Origin of the sequence: Companilactobacillus sp. FL22-1, assembly GCF_043951805.1 — a bacterium.
Taxonomy (GTDB): domain Bacteria; phylum Bacillota; class Bacilli; order Lactobacillales; family Lactobacillaceae; genus Companilactobacillus.
Map to the genome: position 1 here is coordinate 159101 of NZ_JBINJY010000003.1, position 20308 is coordinate 179408.

Sequence of the window (20308 nt, forward strand, 5' to 3'; positions counted from 1 at the left end):
CATTATCCAGTGTGATTAAGTGATAATTGAAGGTGTAACCTTGACAGCAAAAACTTTATCCAAAGAAAAAATCATAATAGCGGCGAGTGATTTGCTTGCTCAAGATCAAACTGTGACGGCAACTAAGTTAGGCAAAATTCTTCAAACCAGACCGCAGGCAATTTACAATTATTTTTCAGATATAAATGCGATAAAAATCGCCGTAGCAATTAAGTTTTTTCAAAATTTAGCCATTCGTTTGGAAGCTGACTTACGAGAAGAATCAGGGTTAGCAGCGATTAGAATTTTTGCTAATACAGTAGTTCATTATTCTTTGGATAACAGACAATTGTGGAAGTTGACTATGACACTAGACTTGAAGAATGGTGATCAGGCTTTAATAATTAGTTTGGATCAATTAAGTGATATTTTATGGAAAATTTTGAGTTCGCTGATTGCAAGTGAATTCGAACGTTTAGGAGTCTCAAGGCTGATTCGGGATCTAATTATTGGCGAAATTACGCAGAGCAATAATGGCTATCTTGATAATAAAAAGATGTCACAACACGATAGTTTTGATTTAGCGATGAAAATAGTTTTGAGTCATTTGGATGAGCAAAATAATTGAATCGTTTCACAAAACGATTAATAAGCTACAAATACCCTCTGGTTCTAGTTGCAGAATCAGAGGGTATTTGATTTAATGTGTATTTTATTGTTGGTAAATATTTTTCAAACCATTTATATCGCCAAAAGAAAGCTTGGTTATTCCTCGGTCGACCGGATACATGACCGAATTGCTATAGGAACTGTGTGCCAGTCCTAAAGCATGACCTAATTCATGCATCGTGACGGAATCTTTGATGGCTAATTGTGGATAAGTTAAATTGATGCCAGCTTTGGCGCTATTGATCGCATAGTGATTTAATTGCAAAGATGAGGGTCCACCACTACCAAGCTCAACCGTTCCTGACGCAATATTATTGATTTGCTTATGGTAAACGAAGAACGTGATACTGTTTTGGTTAGATTCAGCATTTCCAGGTACTAACTTAACAATACCGGTGTTGTTGTAGGCCGTTATAGCTCGTAAAAATGATTGACGAACACTTTCGGGAACATTTTTATTAAAGTGATAATAATAGATATTCGAAGTTTTCATATCTTTTAATGGTTCCTCAGTTGGCGTGGCAACTTTGCCAACTTGGTTTTCAGTCGTTGTTTCAGTGGTACCACCAAGTTTCGACTCTAAATTAGCTTTGATCAAATAGACATATGGTTGAAAACTGGCACTCGTTTGTTCAATTTCTTTTTTTGCAGTGGGAATAATTTGGGGATTAATTTGAACAATCGCAAAACCAGCGATGAAAATGACCAGCCAAGTAATCCATGAATTTTTTTTCATGTTCTCTCCTTAAAAATTCATTTTCATAATCATAGTTTGTCAGAGCACGATTGTCCACTGAAATATATCAATGGGATTTTTTTTATTATGGAATATATTCGCTCGGGGGAGAACCATGTTACAGAATTAAATTATTGTGCTTTTTGAAACTAGAGTGAGTTAGGGCATTCAGAATTCAGCAATTTTTCAAAGTTTAAATTTGTTTTTTGATAATAAATGAAAATGAAATTATTTATTAAAGATGTTTAACCAGGAGTAATATATTTTCTCGAATTAGTGAGGATGTTAAAATAAGGCTATAGATAGATTTTTATTCAGATTCTTAATCCGTTGATATTACTAGATTTTTAAGATTATAACTTAACAGTTAAAATATTTATTCGAATAAATAATTGACAGGTTAGATGTTTAAACATATAATGTAAGCGTAATCAATCATGATAGATAATTATTTAAAAAGGGAATGAACGTTATGAAAAATCAAACATTGCTTTCGTTGGTAGCACCTACCAGCGGAACACTTCTAACGCTATCAAAAGTTAATGATCCCGTTTTCTCACAAGGGTTGATGGGCCAGGGCTTTGCTATTGAACCTAGTTCTGGTAATATCGTGTCCCCAGTCGATGGTGAGGTTACTTTAGTATCTGAAACCAAGCACGCCTTCGGAATTCATACCGATGATGGGGCGGATATCTTAGTTCATTTGGGTATTGATACAGTTGAATTAAAGGGTGAACCTTTCACAGTTAATATTAAACAAGGTGATAGAGTATCAGCTGGTGATCATATCGTTAAGATGGATCTACAAATGGTTAAAGATGCTGGTAAACAGACAACTGTCATCTTGGCTATCACAAATAGTAAAGATATTTTGCAAAAACTAATGACCACGGGCTTTGATAATGAAGTATTGGCTGGAGACACTGTGGCGGTGGCGTCAATTAATTCAACGTCAGAATCGACTCAACCAGTCAAGACAACGGGTGGTAAATATGACCAATTAGCGACCGAAATAATTAAAAACGTCGGCGGGATTACTAACATCAATAGTTTGATCCACTGTATTACTAGATTACGTTTTTATTTAAAAGATGACGCTAAAGCTAATGATAAAGTGATTGAGAATCTTGATGGAGTTATTTCAGTTGCCAAGGCTGGGGGACAATATCAAGTAGTCATTGGTCAAGCAGTGACTGATGTTTACGACGCTGTGATCGCTCAAATTGGTGAAAAATACACTAATGCTGAAGCAACTGCTCAAGCAGTTGATGAGACGACTAAAGCCGAGCAGCAGAGTGTTTGGGGCAAAGTTAAGCAGGGAGCCAGCAATTTTATTGGTGTCTTGACGGCCTCAATGATTCCCATCATTGGAATTTTAGCAGGTTCTGGTATTTTGAAAGGTATTTTAGCAGCTTTGACGGGCTTTAAGATTCTTTCAACTACTAGTGGTACGTATGTAATTTTAAATGCAGTAGGAGATGCAACCTTTTATTTTCTTCCAATCGTCTTAGGCTTTACTGCTGCGAGAAAGTTGGGCTCAGATCCAATTGTCTTAGCGATTGTGGGTGGGGTTCTTATTTATCCACAGATTGTGTTATTAGCTGGCAAAGCTAGCACGGCTAGTACGAGTTTCTTAGGAATTCCACAACTCTAGTTTCTTATACTTCATCCGTTTTCCCAATAATCGTTGCAGCTTGGTTAGGTAAATACGTGGATAAGTTTTTGAAAAAAATTATTCCAACTTATTTATAGAGTGTCTTTGTACCAATATTAGAAGCTTTGGTTTTAAGTTTAGTCGTCTTGATCGGTATCGGACCTATCATTACGCTCTTGAGTAAAGGACTATCTAATGGCTTATTTTCAATTTATAACTTCAGTCCAACATTATCTGGATTTGTACTTGGCGGCGTCTACCAAACAATGGTTATCTTCGGACTTCACTGGGGACTTATTCCGATCGTTATCAATGATATCGCTACGAACGGACACAGTTATATCAACTCGATTCTTTCGATCACGATGGTAGCGCAAGGTGGAGCTGTTCTAGCAGTGTTCTTGAAGACAAAAGATAAGAAATTGAAAGAAATATCCCTGGCTGCTGCAGTTTGAGCCTTTTGTGGAGTTACCGAACCAGCGCTTTATGGTGTTAATTTGAAGTACAAACGAGTCTTAATTGTGGCTAGTATCGCCAGTGCCATCGGTGGTTCTTTGACTGGATTCTTGCGGGTCGATAATTATGCAATGTCAGGAGCCTTGATTGGATTCCCAGCATTTATCACTCCTGGCGTCGGAATCGGCGGCAATTTCTATGGATATTTGATCTCGCATTACGCAACTTTACTGATCGCAGTAGTTTTGGTCTATCTATTTGGTTATACTGATAAGATGTTAATGAAAAAAGCTGATCCAATGAACGTCGATAATGTTCAAGTTGCGTAATTTAAATGAGATACCGAAAAGATGAAAGCAGAAGAGTATGAGCTTAGTATTTCTGATCACGAGTTCAAAGTGAAAGGGTATTGGCTCGATCAAGTGGCTGACTTCGATATCACGGTTGATTAGCCAGTAGTAGTGATCTGTCCGGGTGGCGGTTTTACTTTTCATTCAGAGCGAGAAGAAAAGCCAGTTGCTCTAAGATTTAATTCATATGGAATGCATGCGGTCGTCTTAGATTATCAATTGATTAGCGATAAGCCAGTTTATCCAACAGCTATTCAAGAATTGGCTAAAACGATCGACTGGATCAATCAACAACCAGCATTATGTCATATTGACAAGCAAAGAATAATCTTAGCTGGTTTCTCTGCCGGAGGACATTTAGTGGCTTGTTATAACGGTATTGCAACGGATAAAATATTGCAGTCAAAATATCAAATCGACCGCTATAACGGCCAACATGCGGCAATCATTTTAGGTTATCCAGTTATCGATATGACGGTCAAAGATAGCTTTCCTGATGACGATAAAGTTTTACGCCAAATTACCCCTGATCAAACATTGTGGAAAGCGCAAAATTTAGTCAATCAAAATTCAAAACCAGCTTTTGTTTGGAAAACGAGAACTGATGAACTAGTGAGTGTGATGAATTCCTTGAGCTATGTGGAAAAGATGGTTCAAATGGGCTTACCAGCTGAATATCATATGTTTGGTTCCGGTATTCATGGCCTAGTTTTGGGAACCTATGTTACACAAAAGCCTGGAAAAGCTAAGTATCTCAATACTTGGACTGCAAAATGGATCGAATTAGCCTTAAATTGGCTCAAAATGATGAAATTGCTCGGATAGTAAAGATAATTAACTTGTAAATGTTAGAAGATACCCTTTGATTCTAGGTTTAGAATCGAAGGGTATTTTTAGCTAAACAAGATGAGAAGATCATTAAACCTGAATAATTCATCTATTATTTAAACTGAAAACGTTTAATATTCCTGAGACGTTGTTTTATTATCTAGTATTGTTATACTGAACTCGTTAACCATAAGGAAGGTGAATATTTATCGTTAATTGACAGCAGTAATATTTCGGCTATTCACAAGGATAGTAGCAATGAGTTCAATTGAAATCAAAGCGAAAGGAAATATTACTCATGAAGTCTAAAAGGGTTTTCGGATCCATTGAATTAAGCATTGCGGCCGTTATTTGGGGAGCGATGTTCGTAGTTGTAAAAGTTGTTGTTGATGAGGTACGTCCAGTTCAATTAGTTTGGCTGGAGTACTTGATCTCATTAGTATTTTTGATTGGTTATTCGGTTTTGAAAGGAGAAAAATGGCATATCAATTGGCCTGATCTAAAGCTGATTTTTTGGATCGGAATCATTGGTAATACTATTTCTCTAGTAGCACAAGAAGCTGGGACTGGTTTATCCAATGCTCAAACTGGTTCAGTCATTACCTCGACTATTCCAGCATTTATGATTATTTTCGGGTGGTTGATTTTGAAAGAGTCACTCGATAAAGTCAAAATCTTTTCTGTTTTGATTGCTATCTTAGGTGTAGTGATGATCGTCGGTTTGAAGATGACCGGCAGCAATGTTGTTTTAGGAGTTTTGTTGCTGTTATTGACGGCGATTACTTGGGCCTTGATGTCAGTCCTAGTTAAGAAAGTAAAGACTTATAGTTCTTTACAAATTACTATTATGTCAACTGTAGTAGCTGTAGTCTGCTTGACACCATTTATTTTGAGTGACATGTCGTCGCTCACAAGTATTAATTTCTTAGAGTCAAAAGTCTTTTTAAGTTTGCTATATATTGGTGCGGTATCAACCGCAATAGCTTACGTAATGTGGAATAAAGGGCTCAAAGTTATTAGCGCCAGTTCTTCAGGTTTGTTCTATTTGATTCAACCAATCGTTGGTTCATTTTTAGGTTGGTTATTATTGGGCGAACAAATCAGTATTGGCTTTGTCATTGGATCAGCAATGATCTTGGCCAGCGTCTGGATCTCAGTTAAGTTCGAAGATACCGCCGAGGCGGCTATTGCTAGCGATGGCATTTAAAAATTGAATATTATTTGGTGAATCCAATCTGGATTCGCCTTTTTTTTTCGTAATTTTTTTCATGATGACAGAGAAGACAATGTTAATAATGATGCTTTTAAAGATAAAAGTCATCGGTGGACAAAGTGTGCAAAAAATTATGACCTTGCTGAGTGATTTTACAAGAGCAGTGGATAAGTGGGAAACTATCGGCAAAATTCCTTTACCAACCATCAACAAAGCTGTAACAAGTGGAAAACTTTCAGCCCAAACGTGGGAAAAAGCCTATCTGGATGTCACAGAGGAGTTAAAACAAGCAAAAAAGTTAAATATTAAGATTTTAAATTATTTAGACACGGCTTATCCACAGCAACTATTGAAACTGAAACATTTTCCGGTGCTTGTTTATGCTAAAGGCAATATCAAATTATTGAATGCCCCTAAACGAGTCGCTATCGTCGGGACCAGAACCCCCAGCACTGCAGCTATCGACACTGAAATACAAATTACTAAGCAGATTTCCCAACTAGGCTATGTCGTAATCAGTGGCTTGGCCAAGGGGTGTGATACTTATGCACACCGCTTTGCTAAAGAGACGATAGCCGTATTAGCACACGGGTTAGATCAATCAACTTATCCAGCTCAAAATGCGACGTTAGCTGCAAGAATTTTGGAACAAGGCGGAACGCTTTTTTCGACTTACCCACTGGGAACCAAGCTAAAGCCAGCTTATTTAGCAGCTCGGGATGAATGGGAGAGTGGTTTAAGTGATGGTGTGATCGTTGTAGAGACCGGGGCCACTGGTGGAACCCAAATTACAATCGATTTTGCCCGTAAATAAGGAAAACCTTTAGGTGTCTTGAGATTTCAACAAGCGCAGGTGGATAACTTTAGAAATGATCCAGTGATTGAAGTTATTTCAAATCGTAAGATGCTGAGTAATTTTCTGAAAAAAATACAAACATAAAAAAAACAATCTCCGCAGAGATTGCTTTTCAAGTGGACTTATTATTCGGCTTGATGAATTGCTTCTAGAATATCATCATTGCTGAAATCGTGTTCCATATATTCTTGGTTTTGAACCGGTAGATGTTGTTCCAAAGTACCGAATACTTGAATTTCAACTGGTCCACTAGCTCCACCAAATTCTAAGACATGTCCTCCAAAGTCGTGTTGATCAGACATGAAGTGATGATGGAAGCCACCAACGACCGCACCATCAAAGATTTCAGGTGAATAATAGCTAAGAAGCGTTCCTTGAACTGATTCACGTAAGAAAATACTTTGATTTTCGGCATTCTTAGCTAAAGTAGCGTAAGGCTTAGTTGATTTTTTGACGGCACGAGTTTTAATATTAGTAAAAGTTCCGTGGACTTTAACTGAGAAGAAGGTGTTACTGCTTGTTAATGAGAGAATTTTTTTGTCCAACTCAACTGGGGACATTGCTTTGGCGTCAAACAAATGGCGGTATTCGGCAAAGTGACTGTTAGCAAAAGGCATTGTAAAGTCGTCCTTGACTACATTGACCTGGCCTGCACTGTCGACTTGATAAGGTACGCCATCTACGATGATCAATTCACCATCTAAACCTTCACCAGTTCCAATTCCCGTATCGCCGTGTTCAAGGAGTTCTTTCATGGTGATGGTGCCGTCTAGCAATCCAGGAACGAGTAGGGCTAATGTTCCGTGTTGATAAAGTGTTTTGGTATTTGTCATATTTATAATTCCTTTCGATTAATTCAATACGTCATCAACTAATTTAGATGCTAGTTGAATATTGTCAGAGTAATCAACTGGAATGTGCAAAATAACTGGTCCCTCAGTCGCAAAAGCTTTTGCTAGCATTGGCTCGAGATCTTCTGTTCGTTTGACACGCATACCAGTGGCCCCAAAGCTTTCGGCATATTTAACGAAGTCAACTGATCCTAATTGAACACCGGCATCGTGGCCGTATTTAGCAATTTCTTGGAAACGAACCATGTCGTAATAACCATCGTCCCAGATCAATTGCACGATATTGAGGTGCAGACGAACAGCGGTTTCTAGTTCTTGACCAGAGAAGAGGAAGCCACCGTCACCAGCAACGGAGACAACTGGTTGTTCAGGGCGTTCCAAAGCAGCGGCAATTGCCCAAGGAAGTGCTACACCCAAGGTTTGCATACCATTACTGAAGAGCAAATGTCTTGGCTTATAGCTTCTAAAGTGACGAGCCATCCAAATATAGAGTGAACCAACATCGACGGTGACAGTAGTATCATCATTAACTTGGTTTTGGAGGGCGTGAATAATCGCTAAGGGATGGATTCCATTTTTATCAGAATGATTTGCTGGAATGGCATCTTTTTTCGTGAATTTTTCTTGTTGTTCAGCGAGATGTTGATGCATATCTGCACCTAAATCAATATCACTTGGCAAGGCTTCGCTGATTTCATCGAGTGTCTTGGCAATATCTGCTTGGATGATGAGGTCAGGTTGATAATCGTTAGTGATTTCAGGTGCGATACTATCGAGATTAATGATTTCGCCAGAACGGCCAACGTTCCAATTTCTAGCTTCATATTCGATTGGATCATATCCTACAGCAATGATGAGGTCACTTTCTTTGAGGATCGTATCACCAATTTGATTTCTGAATAGACCAACTCGTCCGTAGTAATTTTTCTCTAAGTCACGGGAAATAACCCCGGCACCTTGGAAAGTTTCTACGACAGGAATGGAGAACTTGTGCAAGAATTTATGAATTTTATGAGTAACTTCATTGGTCGAAGAACGCATACCAGCCAAAATAATTGGTAATTTAGCCTGCTTAATTTTTTCGACGATTTGATTGACAGTTTCTTGATCAGCACCACCTTGAGTAATTGGCGACAGGGTGTTGATGTTTTTTCGACTGACTGAATCATTCAAGACATCTTGAGGGATGGAAAGAAAAGTTGCTCCAGCTTTCGGTGCCATGGCTGTTTGGTAAACGTTTGCAAAGGACTCAGACAAATTATTGGCATCCTGAACTTCCACACTATCCTTGGTAGCAGCGGATAAAAGCTCTTTACTTGAGATACTTTGGTGCGTTAATCTAGCAATATCGTTACGTGGAACTTGTCCACCAAGTGCGACAACGGGATCTCCTTCTGATGTAGCAGTGATCAGACCAGTGGCTAAATTAGAGACGCCAGGTCCAGAAGTAGTAGCGACGATACCAGGTTTACCAGTCAAACGACCGATTCCGGCAGCGATGAAGGATGCGTTTTGTTCGTGACGAGTGATGATCAGTTTAGGAGTTTTAGGGTCATCACCGTGTTCTAAAGATTCGAAGAGTTGATCGATTTTGGCTCCAGGCAAGCCAAAAACATACTTGACACCTTGATTGATCATGGTTTCAATTAAGGCTTGGGCACCATTAGATTGTTCTGTCATTATTTCTAACCTCTTTTTTTAGTGTGTGTTCTATAATTATTAATAAAGTTAAAATAAAACATTCGTGTTGATTTGTCAACACAGAAAACTTTTCATCGGAGTGAAAATAAATGAAAAACATTGGTTATTTAGCACAAGATATTTCTATTTTACATAGACAATATTACAAGGATACTAGGGAGAAATTCAACGAAATCAACCTGAATCCGACGGCAGCTTGTATTTTATTATCAATCGGCGATTATGAAAATATTAGTCAAAACCAAGTAGCCCGCTCATTGGTGATCGATAAAGGCTTGGCGACACGTGAGATCAATAAAATGGAAAAGCTAAACTATCTAACCAAATCTGATGGGGCAGGTAAGACTAAGATCTTGAATCTGACCACGGAAGGTCAAAAAGTGATCGATAAAGTTCAAGCTATCCGCAGTCAGTGGTGGGAAGAGCGTTTTGCCAAGTCCGGTATCAGTCCTGATAGCCCCTTAGTTTCTTCGATTGAGGCCGTTGTTGGTACAATTGTTGATCCGATGGATGAGTAACTAGAAAATTATAATTAGCTTTTAAAGCAGAATATCCCGTGATTCTAAATGTATAGAATCACGGGATATTTAGTTTGGAATAAAAATTTAAAAGTTCGTAATTATTATTGGACCGTCTTTTCCATTTCAGAAATCGGTAATTGTTCGATGCGAATCATCTTTGTGATATTTCTAGGCAGAATCTGTTTTAAATCATTTCGCAAGTTTAAAACGACCATTGAGTGATCATAGTCATTGATATTAATGATTTTGATCAAGTCGTTTAATTGCAAGTCGATATTGTTGAGTATTTTGAAAAGATAATCGTCTTCAGTGAAATTAACGATTTTGAAAGTGAGACCTGAAACATCTTGGTTAGCTAATAGTGACAATTTAGTATATTCAGGAATCGGATAATTGATGGGGATGACATTGCCATGCGGACAAGTCTTAGGGTAAGCCATGTAGACGTTCAAGCGGTCGATCAAAAGCAAGTCAGGGTGGTCAGATAATTTAGTTGCTTTCTCATAAACGTCACTCAAAGGGATGTCTAACTTTTTATAGAGCCAAGTTTCTAGCAAACGATGCTGCTGAACTAATGGAATTACTGCATTTAAGCCCTTTTTGGTTAGTTTGGTTCCGTAATATTTTGTATATTTAACCAGCCCTAACTTGGCTAAATGTTGAGTCCGGTCAGAGATAGAAGCTTTGCTGACATTGGCCTTGATGGCTAAATCGATGTTATTAACGTTTTGAAAACTGCCACCTAGTTCAAAGATAAGTCTTAAAAAATTCAGGTCGTTCAAGATTATTCACCACTTCTTTTAATATAGTTGCTGTTGGACTATTTCGGATATCGTAGAAAGATTCGGTCATTGGTCAGCAAGACGTTAGTAAAAATTCGTGAATACATACCGATCAAGACTTCCGAAGTGATCCAGTTATTTGCTTGAATAGATTGATGCTGAATGTTGTCTAAATTTTCCATTTGTTTTTTGTTGTCCATAATTAACCCTCACTTTAGATCTTTTTTTGATTAAAATTTAGCCTGGACTAATAATACCGATTAAAAATTCACCTAATATGCCTATATATTCATAATGTATGAATAAATATAAATAAAAAAATACAGCATTGAAGCTAGGCAAAGGTTTTAACGTTTTTAATATAGCACAGATATTTTGAATAAAATAGTTAAGTGTGGGGTAAAACTTATGTTTTATATCTCATGATTCTTTAATTAGAGCCTTAACGACGGGCAAGTAAACGGTTTCGGTGATTTTTTGACAATTGGTATCAATTTGAATTCTTTTGTTAGGTAGACTTAAAAAGTAGTTTACATCACGTTAATTTGGAGTAAAATGAATTTTGAAAAGCGAGATGAAAGCAAGCTCGTTTTACAGAAAACAGATTGGAGGACGGAACAATGTCGAAGCAAAATAACACTTTCGAACGAATTCTCGTTGGTGTCGATGATTCTGATGATGCTCAATTAGCATTTAGATATGCCATGCATCGTTGCATCAAAGATAATTCCACTTTAATCATTACTTCTATTCTTGAAGATAATGAAATGAACGTCTATCAAGCATTAACGAAGGACTATGTTCATGGTGAACGGAGCGAATTAGAGAACCATTTGAAAGAATATCGTCAAGTTGCATTAGACGCCGGCGTTAAGAAAGTTGAACTTATGGTTGGTGAAGGAGACCCTGGTGAGACGATCGTAAAAGATATTATCCCAGCTTCTGGAGCAGACCTTTTGGTTGTTGGATCACTTTCTAAAAAGGGAATTAGAAAGTATTTCGGATCACAAGCAGCCTATATGGCGAAGTATTCACCAATTTCGGTAATGATCATTCGCTAATATTTATTAAGAAATTATTTAAAGGGAGATTAATATAATGGCTGAAAAGCATAAATTAATCGAGTACGCTAATGGTCCTTCTCTACAAGAGATCAATGGAACAGTAGACGTACCAAAAGACAAAGGCTTTTTCAAAACACTTCTAGCATATTCAGGTCCAGGGGCATTGGTGGCTGTTGGATACATGGATCCAGGTAACTGGTCAACATCGATCACTGGTGGTCAAAATTTCCAATATTTACTAATGTCAGTTATTCTTATGTCTAGTTTAATTGCCATGTTGCTACAATATATGGCAGCTAAACTAGGCATCGTGAGTAAAATGGACTTGGCACAAGCTATTCGTGCTAGAACTAGCAAATCATTAGGTATCGTTTTATGGATTTTAACTGAGTTTGCCATCATGGCAACTGATATTGCCGAAGTTATCGGTGGTGCGATTGCGCTATACTTGCTCTTCCATATTCCACTAGTAATCGCTGTTTTTATCACTGTTGGTGATGTTTTAGTATTGCTATTATTGACTAAGATCGGTTTCAGAAAAATTGAAGCTATCGTTGTATGTTTGATCCTTGTTATTTTATTCGTATTCATTTATCAAGTAGCTCTATCAAACCCTGATTGGAATGCAGCATTTGCAGGCTTGATTCCAACAGGTAAGACTTTCTCAGAACATCCAGCAATTGGTGGTCAAACACCATTGACTGGTGCTTTAGGTATCATCGGAGCAACTGTTATGCCTCATAACTTGTACCTTCACTCAGCAATTTCTCAAACTAGAAAAGTTGACCATTCTGATGAAAAATCAGTTGCTCAAAATGTTCGTTTCTCAGCTTGGGATTCAAATATCCAACTTACAGCCGCATTCTTCGTTAACGCTTTACTATTGGTTATGGGTGTCGCTGTCTTTAAGAGTGGTGCGGTTAAAGATCCATCATTCTTCGGTTTGTACCAAGCACTTTCAGATACTTCAACTTTGAGTAATGGTGTTTTGATTGCCGTTGCTAAGTCAGGTATCCTTTCAACCTTGTTTGCTGTTGCTCTATTGGCCTCAGGTCAAAATTCAACAATTACCGGTACTTTGACTGGACAAGTTATCATGGAAGGTTTCGTTCACATGAGAATGCCTCTTTGGTTACGTCGTTTAGTAACTCGTTTATTATCAGTTATTCCCGTTCTTATCTGTGTTATGTTGACAAGTGGTAAGAGCATGATTGACGAGCATGTGGCTTTGAATGATTTGATGAACAACTCACAAGTATTCTTGGCCTTCGCCTTACCATTCTCAATGTTGCCACTATTGTTGATGACAGATAGTGCCACAGAAATGGGTGACAGATTCAAGAACTCTACTATTATTAAAGCTTTTGGTTGGATCTCAGTTATTGCTTTGACTGGTTTGAACCTTTATGGTCTTCCTGGCCAGATTCAAGGTTTCTATGGAGATAACCCTACTGCAGCTCAAACAGCTCAAGCTAATATCATTGCTTACGTCTTGATTGCTGCTGTATTAGGATTACTGATCTGGACAATCCTTGATATGCGTAAAGGTAATGAAAGACTCAAGCAGACTTTAGCCAAAGAAAATGTTTCTTCAACATACGAACATTTGGCTGTGATGTCAGCGAAAGCTGGCTCTGAAGCAGAATTCGATCAAGAAGCTACTGCTGAAAGAGATGCAGAACAAAGTTAATTCGAAAATAAAATTTGTTTTTACACAAAAAGGCCTTGGTTCTTTGATAGAATCAAGGCCCTTTTGGCACCTAATTATAGGAAGAAACTGACTTTTACTAGCCAAGCTTAAATAAGAATGCCATTACAATGGTCGATCTCGTGCTGAATAATTTGAGCAATGAAATCAGAGAAATCTTGCATCTGTTCATTAAAAGCAACATCTTGATATTTGACGGTGATGTTTTGATAACGGGTCGTAGTACGCTGACCCAAAAGCGATAGGCAACCTTCTGAGGCTTGATAAGGACTGCTCTTACTTATAATGGTAGGATTTATCATCGGTACGGCCAAAGTCCCCATGGCAAAAACGATAATGTTCTTGTGGATGCCGATCATGTTGGCTGCCATACCAACACAATTAGCAGAATTTGCTGCCCAAGTATCTTGTAAATCTTTTACAACGGCTAAGTCAGCTTTAGTAGCTGGAAGTGATTTTTGAGAAAGAGAAGTTTGATCGTGATTGATTGGTTTGATCATTTGAATACCCCGTAATTTTTAATAACTCAATTATATCAGTCTGCGTGATAATAGGATAAGATTGAAGTAGATAAACTTTAGGAGGGGGAAAAGTGAACTTACTATTTGCAATCGACAATCGAGTTACGAATCAGTTAATTACAACTTTATATTCCATTCGCCAAAATACCTCGGCTAAAAAAATCTCAATCTATGTCATTCAAGCCGAAAAATTAGCCGATACTGAACGAATCGAGCAAGTCTGTGCCAATTTGGAAATAACATATCATCCAATAATTATCGACGACCACCAGTTTTATAATGCGCTGGTGACAGACCGATATCCTAAAACAATCTATTATCGTTTATTGGCCTACCAGTATCTACCTAAGAATTTGAAACGGGTACTGTATTTAGATGTTGATATTCTGGTGATCAACGATCTCAAAAAGCTTTATAATATCGATTTTGAAGGTAATTGGTATGCAGCTGCCAGCCATGTGGCTTTAGATATCACCGATTCTTTAAATAAAATTCGTTTGGGAAATTACGATGCCGACACTTATTACAATTCTGGGGTAATGGTGATGAATTTAACGGCGATTCGTAATAATGTCAAAGCCAAAGATATTATCGACTATATTAAAGCTAAAAATATCGCTTTATTTTTACCAGATCAGGATATTTTAAAGGGACTCTACGGTCAGCACATCAAGCAAATACCAGACGAAGTGTACAACTATGATGCTAGAATGAACCCACTTTACTATGCCAAAAGCAATGGAGAATATGATATCGACTGGGTGATCGATCATACGTCAATCTTGCATTTTTGCGGTCGTGATAAACCTTGGAAAGCTGATTATAAAGAGCGATTCTCGGGATTGTACAAACACTATGCACATAAAGCTAGAGAACTTTGTTAAAGAAGTTCTCTTTTTTATATCATATTGATATCACATTGATATAATAGTGATATAATAAGGCCATGGCAAATAAGATGGTGGCACTAAGATTAGATAAAGATTTGTACGACCGAATCTCTGAAGATGCGGCACGTGAAAATCGTAGTATCAACAATTATATTGTCACAAAACTAAGCGATGCGGTGCCGACAGCTAACCTTGAGCAGCGCCAAATAGTAGGATCTGTCGTTAGAGGGGACAAGATCAATATGGCAAACGACTTGCTTGAGGTTAAGGGTATCTACTATCGTTATGATTTGTTGGCAAATGATCTAGTTGATAAGAGTAAGAATTATCAAGTTATTAAAGCGAATGGAAACATTCTCACAATTCAAGAATTAAAAACAGAAAAGTAGGCGGATTAATATGTTTGGGTTAAAAACAGTACGTCAGAATCACGTTGGATTAGTTGAAACTCTGGGGAGATACAGTCGTGAAGTTAGTGCCGGATTGAATTTTTATATTCCAATTTTTCAAAAAATCCGGATCGTTAGTCTAGCGATGATTCCACTCTCACTACAAGGCTATTCAGTCATCACTAAAGATAATGCAGAAGTTCAGACAAACGTCACTTTGAATTATCATGTAACGGACGCCAAGAAATTTGAGTATGAAAATAGTGATTCAGTAGAGTCCATGATTCAATTAGTTCGTGGCCACTTGCGTGATATCATTGGTAAAATCGAATTGAATGAGGCCTTAGGGTCAACTTCGAAGATCAACGCTGATTTATCTTTAGCTATTGGGGACTTGACCGATACATATGGTATCAAAGTTGATCGAGTTAATATTGACGAATTGAAACCCTCAGCTTCCATTACAGAATCAATGGAGAAGCAGATTAGAGCCGATCGTGAAAAGACAGCCGCAATTGCCAAAGCTAATGGTGATGCCAGAAGTATTGAAATTGAAATCAAGGCCAAGAATGAGGCCACTGTTTCTAGTGCTAAAGCTGAGGCAGAAGCTATCAAAGCAAAGGCCGACGCCAGAGCCTATGAAATCCAAAAGTTAAATGATACTTTGGCCAGTGTTGACAGCAAGTACTTAACAGCTCAACAGATCCAAGCTTTTGCAGATTTGGCGGGCTCAAATACTAATACCGTAGTGATGGATAAGGATTCAATTGGCAAATATGCTGATGTCCCAGTTACGGCTAAGGTTATGAATCAGATGGTTAATAAATAAACCAGAAAATGGCTTGGTGAAACAGAGACTGACAGGTTTACATCAGTGATGAAGTTATTAAACAATTGACATTATTTTGATCTTAACAAGAGCTATTGAACGTTAGCAGAATTGTATAGAATGGATTAAAAAAACAAAGGGCATAATTTGACTCCAGTTGTAATTACTTGAAGCCAAGTTATGCCCTTTTGCAGTGGAAGAAAAGATTACATTTACTTTACATTTTTGTAACAGACACTGAAGCTATTTTCGTTATTTGCTGGTTATTCGCCAAATAATGTCAAAAATAAAGAAAATAATAATTTAGAAACATAGGAAAATTTTATTAGTGTCGTTAAAAATAATTGTAAACGTATTATCTTTAAATGGCGGATTGTCGTGAGTTATTAAAGAGGATATACTAAATGTATTTGTGAATTATGATTCGATTATATATGTATTTTTTTGGAGGATGTAGTGGAATCAGAACAAACTATTAGTATGCTACAAATTGCGGGTATACTACGCAAACATTTAAAAGCCATTTTTACGACAACTATCGTTGTGACTTTGGCTTCAGTTTTCATAACTTTTTTTGTAATGACACCGAAGTATAGTGCGACTACTGAGATATTAGTTAATCGTAAATTGTCATCAGAGATGCAGGGGGCACAGTTCCAACAAGTTCAAGCCGATGTTCAGATGATCAGTACTTATAAGGATATTATTACCAGCCCTACAGTGTTAAGTGATGTTAATAAACAGATCAGTGGCTATCCAGGTTATCCTGGCTCAATGGCAGGTATCAAGAAGTCATTGACAATCAATAGCTCACAGAACTCACAAGTTTTCTCGGTGACAGCTAAGTCAACTGATGCGGGAACTGCAGCAGCGATTGCTAATACGACGGCCAAGGTCTTCAAAAAGAAGATTGGAAAAATCATGAGTATCAATAACGTTTCAATCGTTTCTCAAGCAGAGACTGACACTAAACCAGTTAGTCCTCGAAAGGCTTTGAATGTATTAGTTGGTTTGGTTTTGGGAGTTATTTTAGGTATTGGATTAGCCTTTATTCGTGAATTGACTGATAGAACAGTCTCAGATGAGAGCTTCTTAACTGATAACTTAGGTTTAACTAGTTTGGGAATCGTCAGTGAGATCGATCAAAAAGTAATTGAAAGAACAGTTGAGCATAAAGATCTACAAGCAACAATCAATAAAGATGCTATTGCAACTGGAAATCACAGAAGGGTTTAGGTCAACAAATGCCATTATTTAAAAGTAAAGCTAAAAAATTAGATAATTACAGTTTAAAGCACGGTGTTGGTTTGATCACTTACGATGACCCAACAAGCAACGTCGCAGAAGAATTCAATACAATTAGAACAAACATTCAATTTTCATCAGTTGATAAAAAACTGAAATCAATTTTGTTTACCTCTTCAGCTCCCTCTGAGGGTAAGTCGACCGTTAGCAACAATGTTGCAGTAACCTGGGCTAAGCAAGGCGAAAAAGTGATTTTGGTCGATGCGGACCTGCGTCGCCCTGTAATTCATAAGACTTTTAACGTTAGTAATCATCGAGGGTTATCCAGTTATTTATTAGGAAATGCATCATTAGAAGAAATCATTCAACCAACGATGATTAATGATCTTTACGTAATCACTAGTGGACCCATTCCACCTAATCCATCCGAATTGTTAGGAAGTATGCGGACTAAGGATTTATTGACTCGATTGAGTGACCGATTTGGCTTGTTAATTCTCGATGCGCCACCTGCTAATTCGGTTACTGATGCACAAGTTTTAGCTGCACAAGTTGATGGAGTTATTTTAGTCGTTCCCCAAGGAATCGCTGAAAAAGTTGGGGTTGCTAGAGCCAAACAGGCTTTAGATACGGTCCATGCTAATATCTTAGGTGCAATCATGAATCGAGTAACTAAAGAAAAATCTGCTAGCTACTATGGTGGATATTATGGTGGCTACTATGGAGCTGAGAAGAAAAAATGAAATTAATTGATTTGCATTGCCACATCTTGCCTGGAGTAGACGATGGATCTAAGGATTTACAAATGTCTTTAGACTTAGCAAAGACGGCTGTAGATCAAGGAATTAGTCATATATTAGTAACTCCGCACCATATGGACGGTGAATATACCAACCATAAAAAAGACGTCATTAGAGAAACAAATTATTTGCAAGATGCAATAAATAAACAAGGAATACCATTAACTGTTTTTCCTGGTCAGGAAGTTCACTTAACAGGTGAATTAATGGATGCGATTGCTCAACATGACATTCTGTTCATGGATGAAACCAATCGTTATCTACTCTTAGAGTTACCTCATGAGATGATTCCAGAGTATATGGCTGATTTGATCTTTGATTTAACTACCAGAGGAATCACACCGGTAATTGCCCATTCTGAAAGGAATCAGGGTTTTCAAGAGACTCCAGATAAATTGTATGACTTTGTCAAGATGGGGTGTCTGACCCAATTGACGAGCAGCAGTTATTTGGGTGTCTTTGGTAAACACGTTCAAAAGTTGACTGAAGAGATTATCAAAGCAAATTTGGGATTTGTTTTTGCCTCAGATGCACATAACTTTAAAGGTAGAAGATTCTTAATGAAAGAAGCCTTTGAGAAGCTAGAGCAAGAAGAAGGGTCAGAAAAGGCTCAAATGTTTAACGATAACGCCAAAAACATTATCAATGGTGACGACGTTACTGAGCTAGATTATATGAGGATATCTAGCTTGAATAAGAAAAAAAGAAAGTTTTGGTTTTTCTAAGATTATTGTTATTGGGGGAAGTATTTAGTATGCAATATTTTGATTATGAAAAAGGGGATAGTATTTCTGTTGATTTTTCTTACCAGAATAAGCGATATGTATATAAGGAATTTAAAAGAGTCTTTGATTTTTTTGCTAGTCTAATAGGATTGATATTATTGTCACCATTGTTCTTAATTGTGGCGATTGCAATCAAGCTGGAGGATCCTAAAGGACCAGTCTTTTATTCGCAAATTCGTTTAGGGAAACGACAAGAAGCTTTTAAAATGTATAAGTTTCGTTCAATGGTAGTTGATGACGATAAGCATCTAAAAGAGCTATTGAAGGATAACGAAATCGAAGGCGCCATGTTTAAGATGAAAGATGATCCACGTGTCACTAAGGTTGGACAATTCATCCGTATATATAGTATCGATGAACTACCACAGTTGGTTAACGTTTTACTTGGCAATATGAATCTAGTTGGCCCTAGACCACCACTTCCACGAGAAGTTAAAGATTATACTAATTACGACAAACAACGTCTGACCGTTAAGCCTGGATGCACTGGGCTGTGGCAGATTAGCGGTCGTAACGATGTTGGATTCTCTGAGATGGTGAAGTTGGATCTTAAATATATTAATCATCGTGGAGCTATGCTTGATATTTATGTTTTATGTAAAACAGTAATGGTGTTTTTCAAACCAAATGGTGCCTATTGAAATATTTTTTTTAGGAAGGGAATATAGTGAAAAAAGTCTGTTTTATTTCTTCGTCAGGTGGTCATTTGCAAGAGCTAATGAAGATGAAGGAGATTTCTGAAGAATACTCGTCATTTCTAGTTACAGAAAAAAGTGATTTTGCGATTGAAAAATTAGGTGAAAGAACATATTTTGTTCCTCAAATTAATAGATATGAAAGGTTATTTTTATTTAATTTTGAAGTGCAACACAAAAGTTAGACAAAATTGAATAATTTTTAAGCTACCAAGGCATGCTCCCTGTATTCACGGGGAGTCATGCCTTTTATTTTTCTTGAAACTCTTTGATCATTGAACTATTTGATGTGTTTTTTTGAAATTTCTTGAGGTTCTTCAATATTTTCACAAGGCGGAAATTCATCAAGACATTCTGTTTTGTAGAGATGGAAGAAATTTTCAATTGGCGCATTATCTAGACAATTTCTCTTGCGAGGCATACTTTGTACAAAATCATTTTCAGAGAGTTTATCAATATAATATTTTAATTGGTAATGCCAGCCCTGATCAGAATGAATTATTGGCATTGTTTCTTCTGGAAGGACCATTATGAGTTCATTTAAGGTATCCATAATCAATTCACTATTAGGACTATTACTCATTTGAAAGGCCAGGACTTCTTTACTTGCCTCATCTGTTATTGCAGAGATATAAGCCCATTTAGTGTATCTGCTAAGTGGACTTGTGTAACATCAGTGCGTAGAATTTTGAAGGATACAGTTTCATCTTTTATATCGTTTTTTTGGGGGAAGGGGCTCTTGTTCGACCATGATCTGATCCACTACTTGCTTTTTTTCTCGTCCTT

At 37.4% G+C, this 20308-nt stretch carries 23 protein-coding genes and 1 pseudogene; 16 read left to right on the top strand and 8 right to left on the bottom strand.

The features are described from left to right. Positions 1-19 precede the first annotated feature (19 nt). Positions 20-607, top strand: coding sequence for a TetR/AcrR family transcriptional regulator (locus ACG72T_RS03605; RefSeq protein WP_395264664.1), 588 nt, complete (start codon positions 20-22; stop codon positions 605-607). An 84-nt stretch (positions 608-691) separates the two neighbouring features. Here ACG72T_RS03605 and ACG72T_RS03610 read toward each other — a convergent pair whose 3' ends face one another. Continuing rightward, positions 692-1384: a M57 family metalloprotease gene (locus tag ACG72T_RS03610; RefSeq protein ID WP_395264665.1), complete on the bottom strand. Its 693-nt coding sequence runs from the start codon at positions 1382-1384 to the stop codon at positions 692-694. Between the two features lie 463 nt (positions 1385-1847). Between ACG72T_RS03610 and ACG72T_RS03615 the strand changes: the two are divergent. The 4 genes and pseudogenes from ACG72T_RS03615 (at position 1848) to ACG72T_RS03630 (ending at position 6699) form a co-directional block, all read left to right on the top strand. After that, positions 1848-3823 (top strand): annotated as a pseudogene (locus ACG72T_RS03615) (glucose PTS transporter subunit IIA). A gap of 132 nt (positions 3824-3955) precedes the next feature. Beyond that, positions 3956-4669, top strand: coding sequence for an alpha/beta hydrolase (locus tag ACG72T_RS03620; RefSeq protein ID WP_395264667.1), 714 nt, complete (start codon positions 3956-3958; stop codon positions 4667-4669). A gap of 301 nt (positions 4670-4970) precedes the next feature. Next, positions 4971-5879, top strand: a complete 909-nt coding sequence (locus ACG72T_RS03625; RefSeq protein WP_395264668.1) for a DMT family transporter — start codon at positions 4971-4973, stop codon at positions 5877-5879. A gap of 127 nt (positions 5880-6006) precedes the next feature. Next, positions 6007-6699, top strand: a complete 693-nt coding sequence (locus ACG72T_RS03630) for a DNA-processing protein DprA (protein ID WP_395264669.1) — start codon at positions 6007-6009, stop codon at positions 6697-6699. Between the two features lie 167 nt (positions 6700-6866). Here ACG72T_RS03630 and budA read toward each other — a convergent pair whose 3' ends face one another. Together budA and alsS are read right to left on the bottom strand one after the other, a co-directional pair. Further along, positions 6867-7574, bottom strand: coding sequence for an acetolactate decarboxylase (budA, locus tag ACG72T_RS03635; protein ID WP_395264670.1), 708 nt, complete (start codon positions 7572-7574; stop codon positions 6867-6869). 18 nt (positions 7575-7592) lie between these two features. After that, entirely contained in the window at positions 7593-9272 is a 1680-nt protein-coding gene (gene alsS, locus ACG72T_RS03640) for an acetolactate synthase AlsS (protein WP_395264672.1), read from the bottom strand. 110 nt (positions 9273-9382) lie between these two features. On the opposite strand from alsS, the gene ACG72T_RS03645 reads away from it, so the two are divergent. Next, positions 9383-9811, top strand: a complete 429-nt coding sequence (locus tag ACG72T_RS03645; protein WP_395264674.1) for a MarR family winged helix-turn-helix transcriptional regulator — start codon at positions 9383-9385, stop codon at positions 9809-9811. Positions 9812-9915: 104 nt separating this feature from the next. On the opposite strand, the gene ACG72T_RS03650 is transcribed toward ACG72T_RS03645, so the two are convergent. Together ACG72T_RS03650 and ACG72T_RS03655 are read right to left on the bottom strand one after the other, a co-directional pair. Beyond that, the gene (locus tag ACG72T_RS03650) at positions 9916-10596 is read right to left on the bottom strand and encodes a metal-dependent transcriptional regulator (RefSeq protein WP_395264675.1); all 681 of its coding nucleotides are present in this window, start codon (positions 10594-10596) and stop codon (positions 9916-9918) included. Positions 10597-10634: 38 nt separating this feature from the next. Beyond that, positions 10635-10796: a hypothetical protein gene (locus ACG72T_RS03655; RefSeq protein WP_395264676.1), complete on the bottom strand. Its 162-nt coding sequence runs from the start codon at positions 10794-10796 to the stop codon at positions 10635-10637. A gap of 420 nt (positions 10797-11216) precedes the next feature. Between ACG72T_RS03655 and ACG72T_RS03660 the strand changes: the two genes are divergently transcribed. After that, positions 11217-11657 (top strand): universal stress protein, encoded by a 441-nt coding sequence (locus ACG72T_RS03660; RefSeq protein ID WP_395264677.1) that lies wholly within the window; start codon positions 11217-11219, stop codon positions 11655-11657. 37 nt (positions 11658-11694) lie between these two features. Next, positions 11695-13350: an Nramp family divalent metal transporter gene (locus ACG72T_RS03665; protein WP_395264678.1), complete on the top strand. Its 1656-nt coding sequence runs from the start codon at positions 11695-11697 to the stop codon at positions 13348-13350. A 107-nt stretch (positions 13351-13457) separates the two neighbouring features. Here ACG72T_RS03665 and ACG72T_RS03670 read toward each other — a convergent pair whose 3' ends face one another. Next, complete coding sequence (locus ACG72T_RS03670; RefSeq protein ID WP_395264679.1) at positions 13458-13868, bottom strand: peptide deformylase; 411 nt, start codon at positions 13866-13868, stop codon at positions 13458-13460. 92 nt (positions 13869-13960) lie between these two features. Between ACG72T_RS03670 and ACG72T_RS03675 the strand changes: the two genes are divergently transcribed. The 8 genes from ACG72T_RS03675 to ACG72T_RS03710 all read left to right on the top strand — a co-directional run bounded on the left by ACG72T_RS03675 (position 13961) and on the right by ACG72T_RS03710 (position 19707). Continuing rightward, positions 13961-14773 carry a glycosyltransferase family 8 protein gene (locus ACG72T_RS03675; protein WP_395264680.1) on the top strand — a complete coding sequence of 271 codons (813 nt, stop codon included), beginning with the start codon at positions 13961-13963 and terminating at the stop codon, positions 14771-14773. A gap of 62 nt (positions 14774-14835) precedes the next feature. Next, positions 14836-15168 (top strand): toxin-antitoxin system HicB family antitoxin, encoded by a 333-nt coding sequence (locus ACG72T_RS03680; RefSeq protein WP_395264681.1) that lies wholly within the window; start codon positions 14836-14838, stop codon positions 15166-15168. Between the two features lie 10 nt (positions 15169-15178). Next, a complete protein-coding gene (locus ACG72T_RS03685) occupies positions 15179-15997 on the top strand; it encodes an SPFH domain-containing protein (RefSeq protein ID WP_395264682.1) in 819 nt (272 codons plus the stop codon). Positions 15998-16453: 456 nt separating this feature from the next. Further along, positions 16454-17233: a YveK family protein gene (locus ACG72T_RS03690; RefSeq protein ID WP_395264683.1), complete on the top strand. Its 780-nt coding sequence runs from the start codon at positions 16454-16456 to the stop codon at positions 17231-17233. A gap of 8 nt (positions 17234-17241) precedes the next feature. Further along, on the top strand, positions 17242-17985 hold the full coding sequence (locus tag ACG72T_RS03695; protein ID WP_395264684.1) for a CpsD/CapB family tyrosine-protein kinase: 744 nt from the start codon (positions 17242-17244) through the stop codon (positions 17983-17985). Continuing rightward, positions 17982-18767 (top strand): tyrosine-protein phosphatase, encoded by a 786-nt coding sequence (locus tag ACG72T_RS03700; RefSeq protein WP_395264685.1) that lies wholly within the window; start codon positions 17982-17984, stop codon positions 18765-18767. Before ACG72T_RS03695 ends, ACG72T_RS03700 begins: the two co-directional genes overlap by 4 nt. Before the next feature lie 29 nt (positions 18768-18796). Further along, positions 18797-19468 (top strand): sugar transferase, encoded by a 672-nt coding sequence (locus tag ACG72T_RS03705; protein ID WP_395264686.1) that lies wholly within the window; start codon positions 18797-18799, stop codon positions 19466-19468. Between the two features lie 26 nt (positions 19469-19494). Further along, positions 19495-19707, top strand: coding sequence for a hypothetical protein (locus ACG72T_RS03710; RefSeq protein ID WP_395264688.1), 213 nt, complete (start codon positions 19495-19497; stop codon positions 19705-19707). 17 nt (positions 19708-19724) lie between these two features. Here ACG72T_RS03710 and ACG72T_RS03715 read toward each other — a convergent pair whose 3' ends face one another. Beyond that, on the bottom strand, positions 19725-19775 hold the full coding sequence (locus ACG72T_RS03715) for a hypothetical protein (RefSeq protein ID WP_395264768.1): 51 nt from the start codon (positions 19773-19775) through the stop codon (positions 19725-19727). Between the two features lie 27 nt (positions 19776-19802). Then, positions 19803-20153, bottom strand: a complete 351-nt coding sequence (locus ACG72T_RS03720; RefSeq protein ID WP_395264770.1) for a transposase — start codon at positions 20151-20153, stop codon at positions 19803-19805. Positions 20154-20308 lie beyond the last annotated feature (155 nt).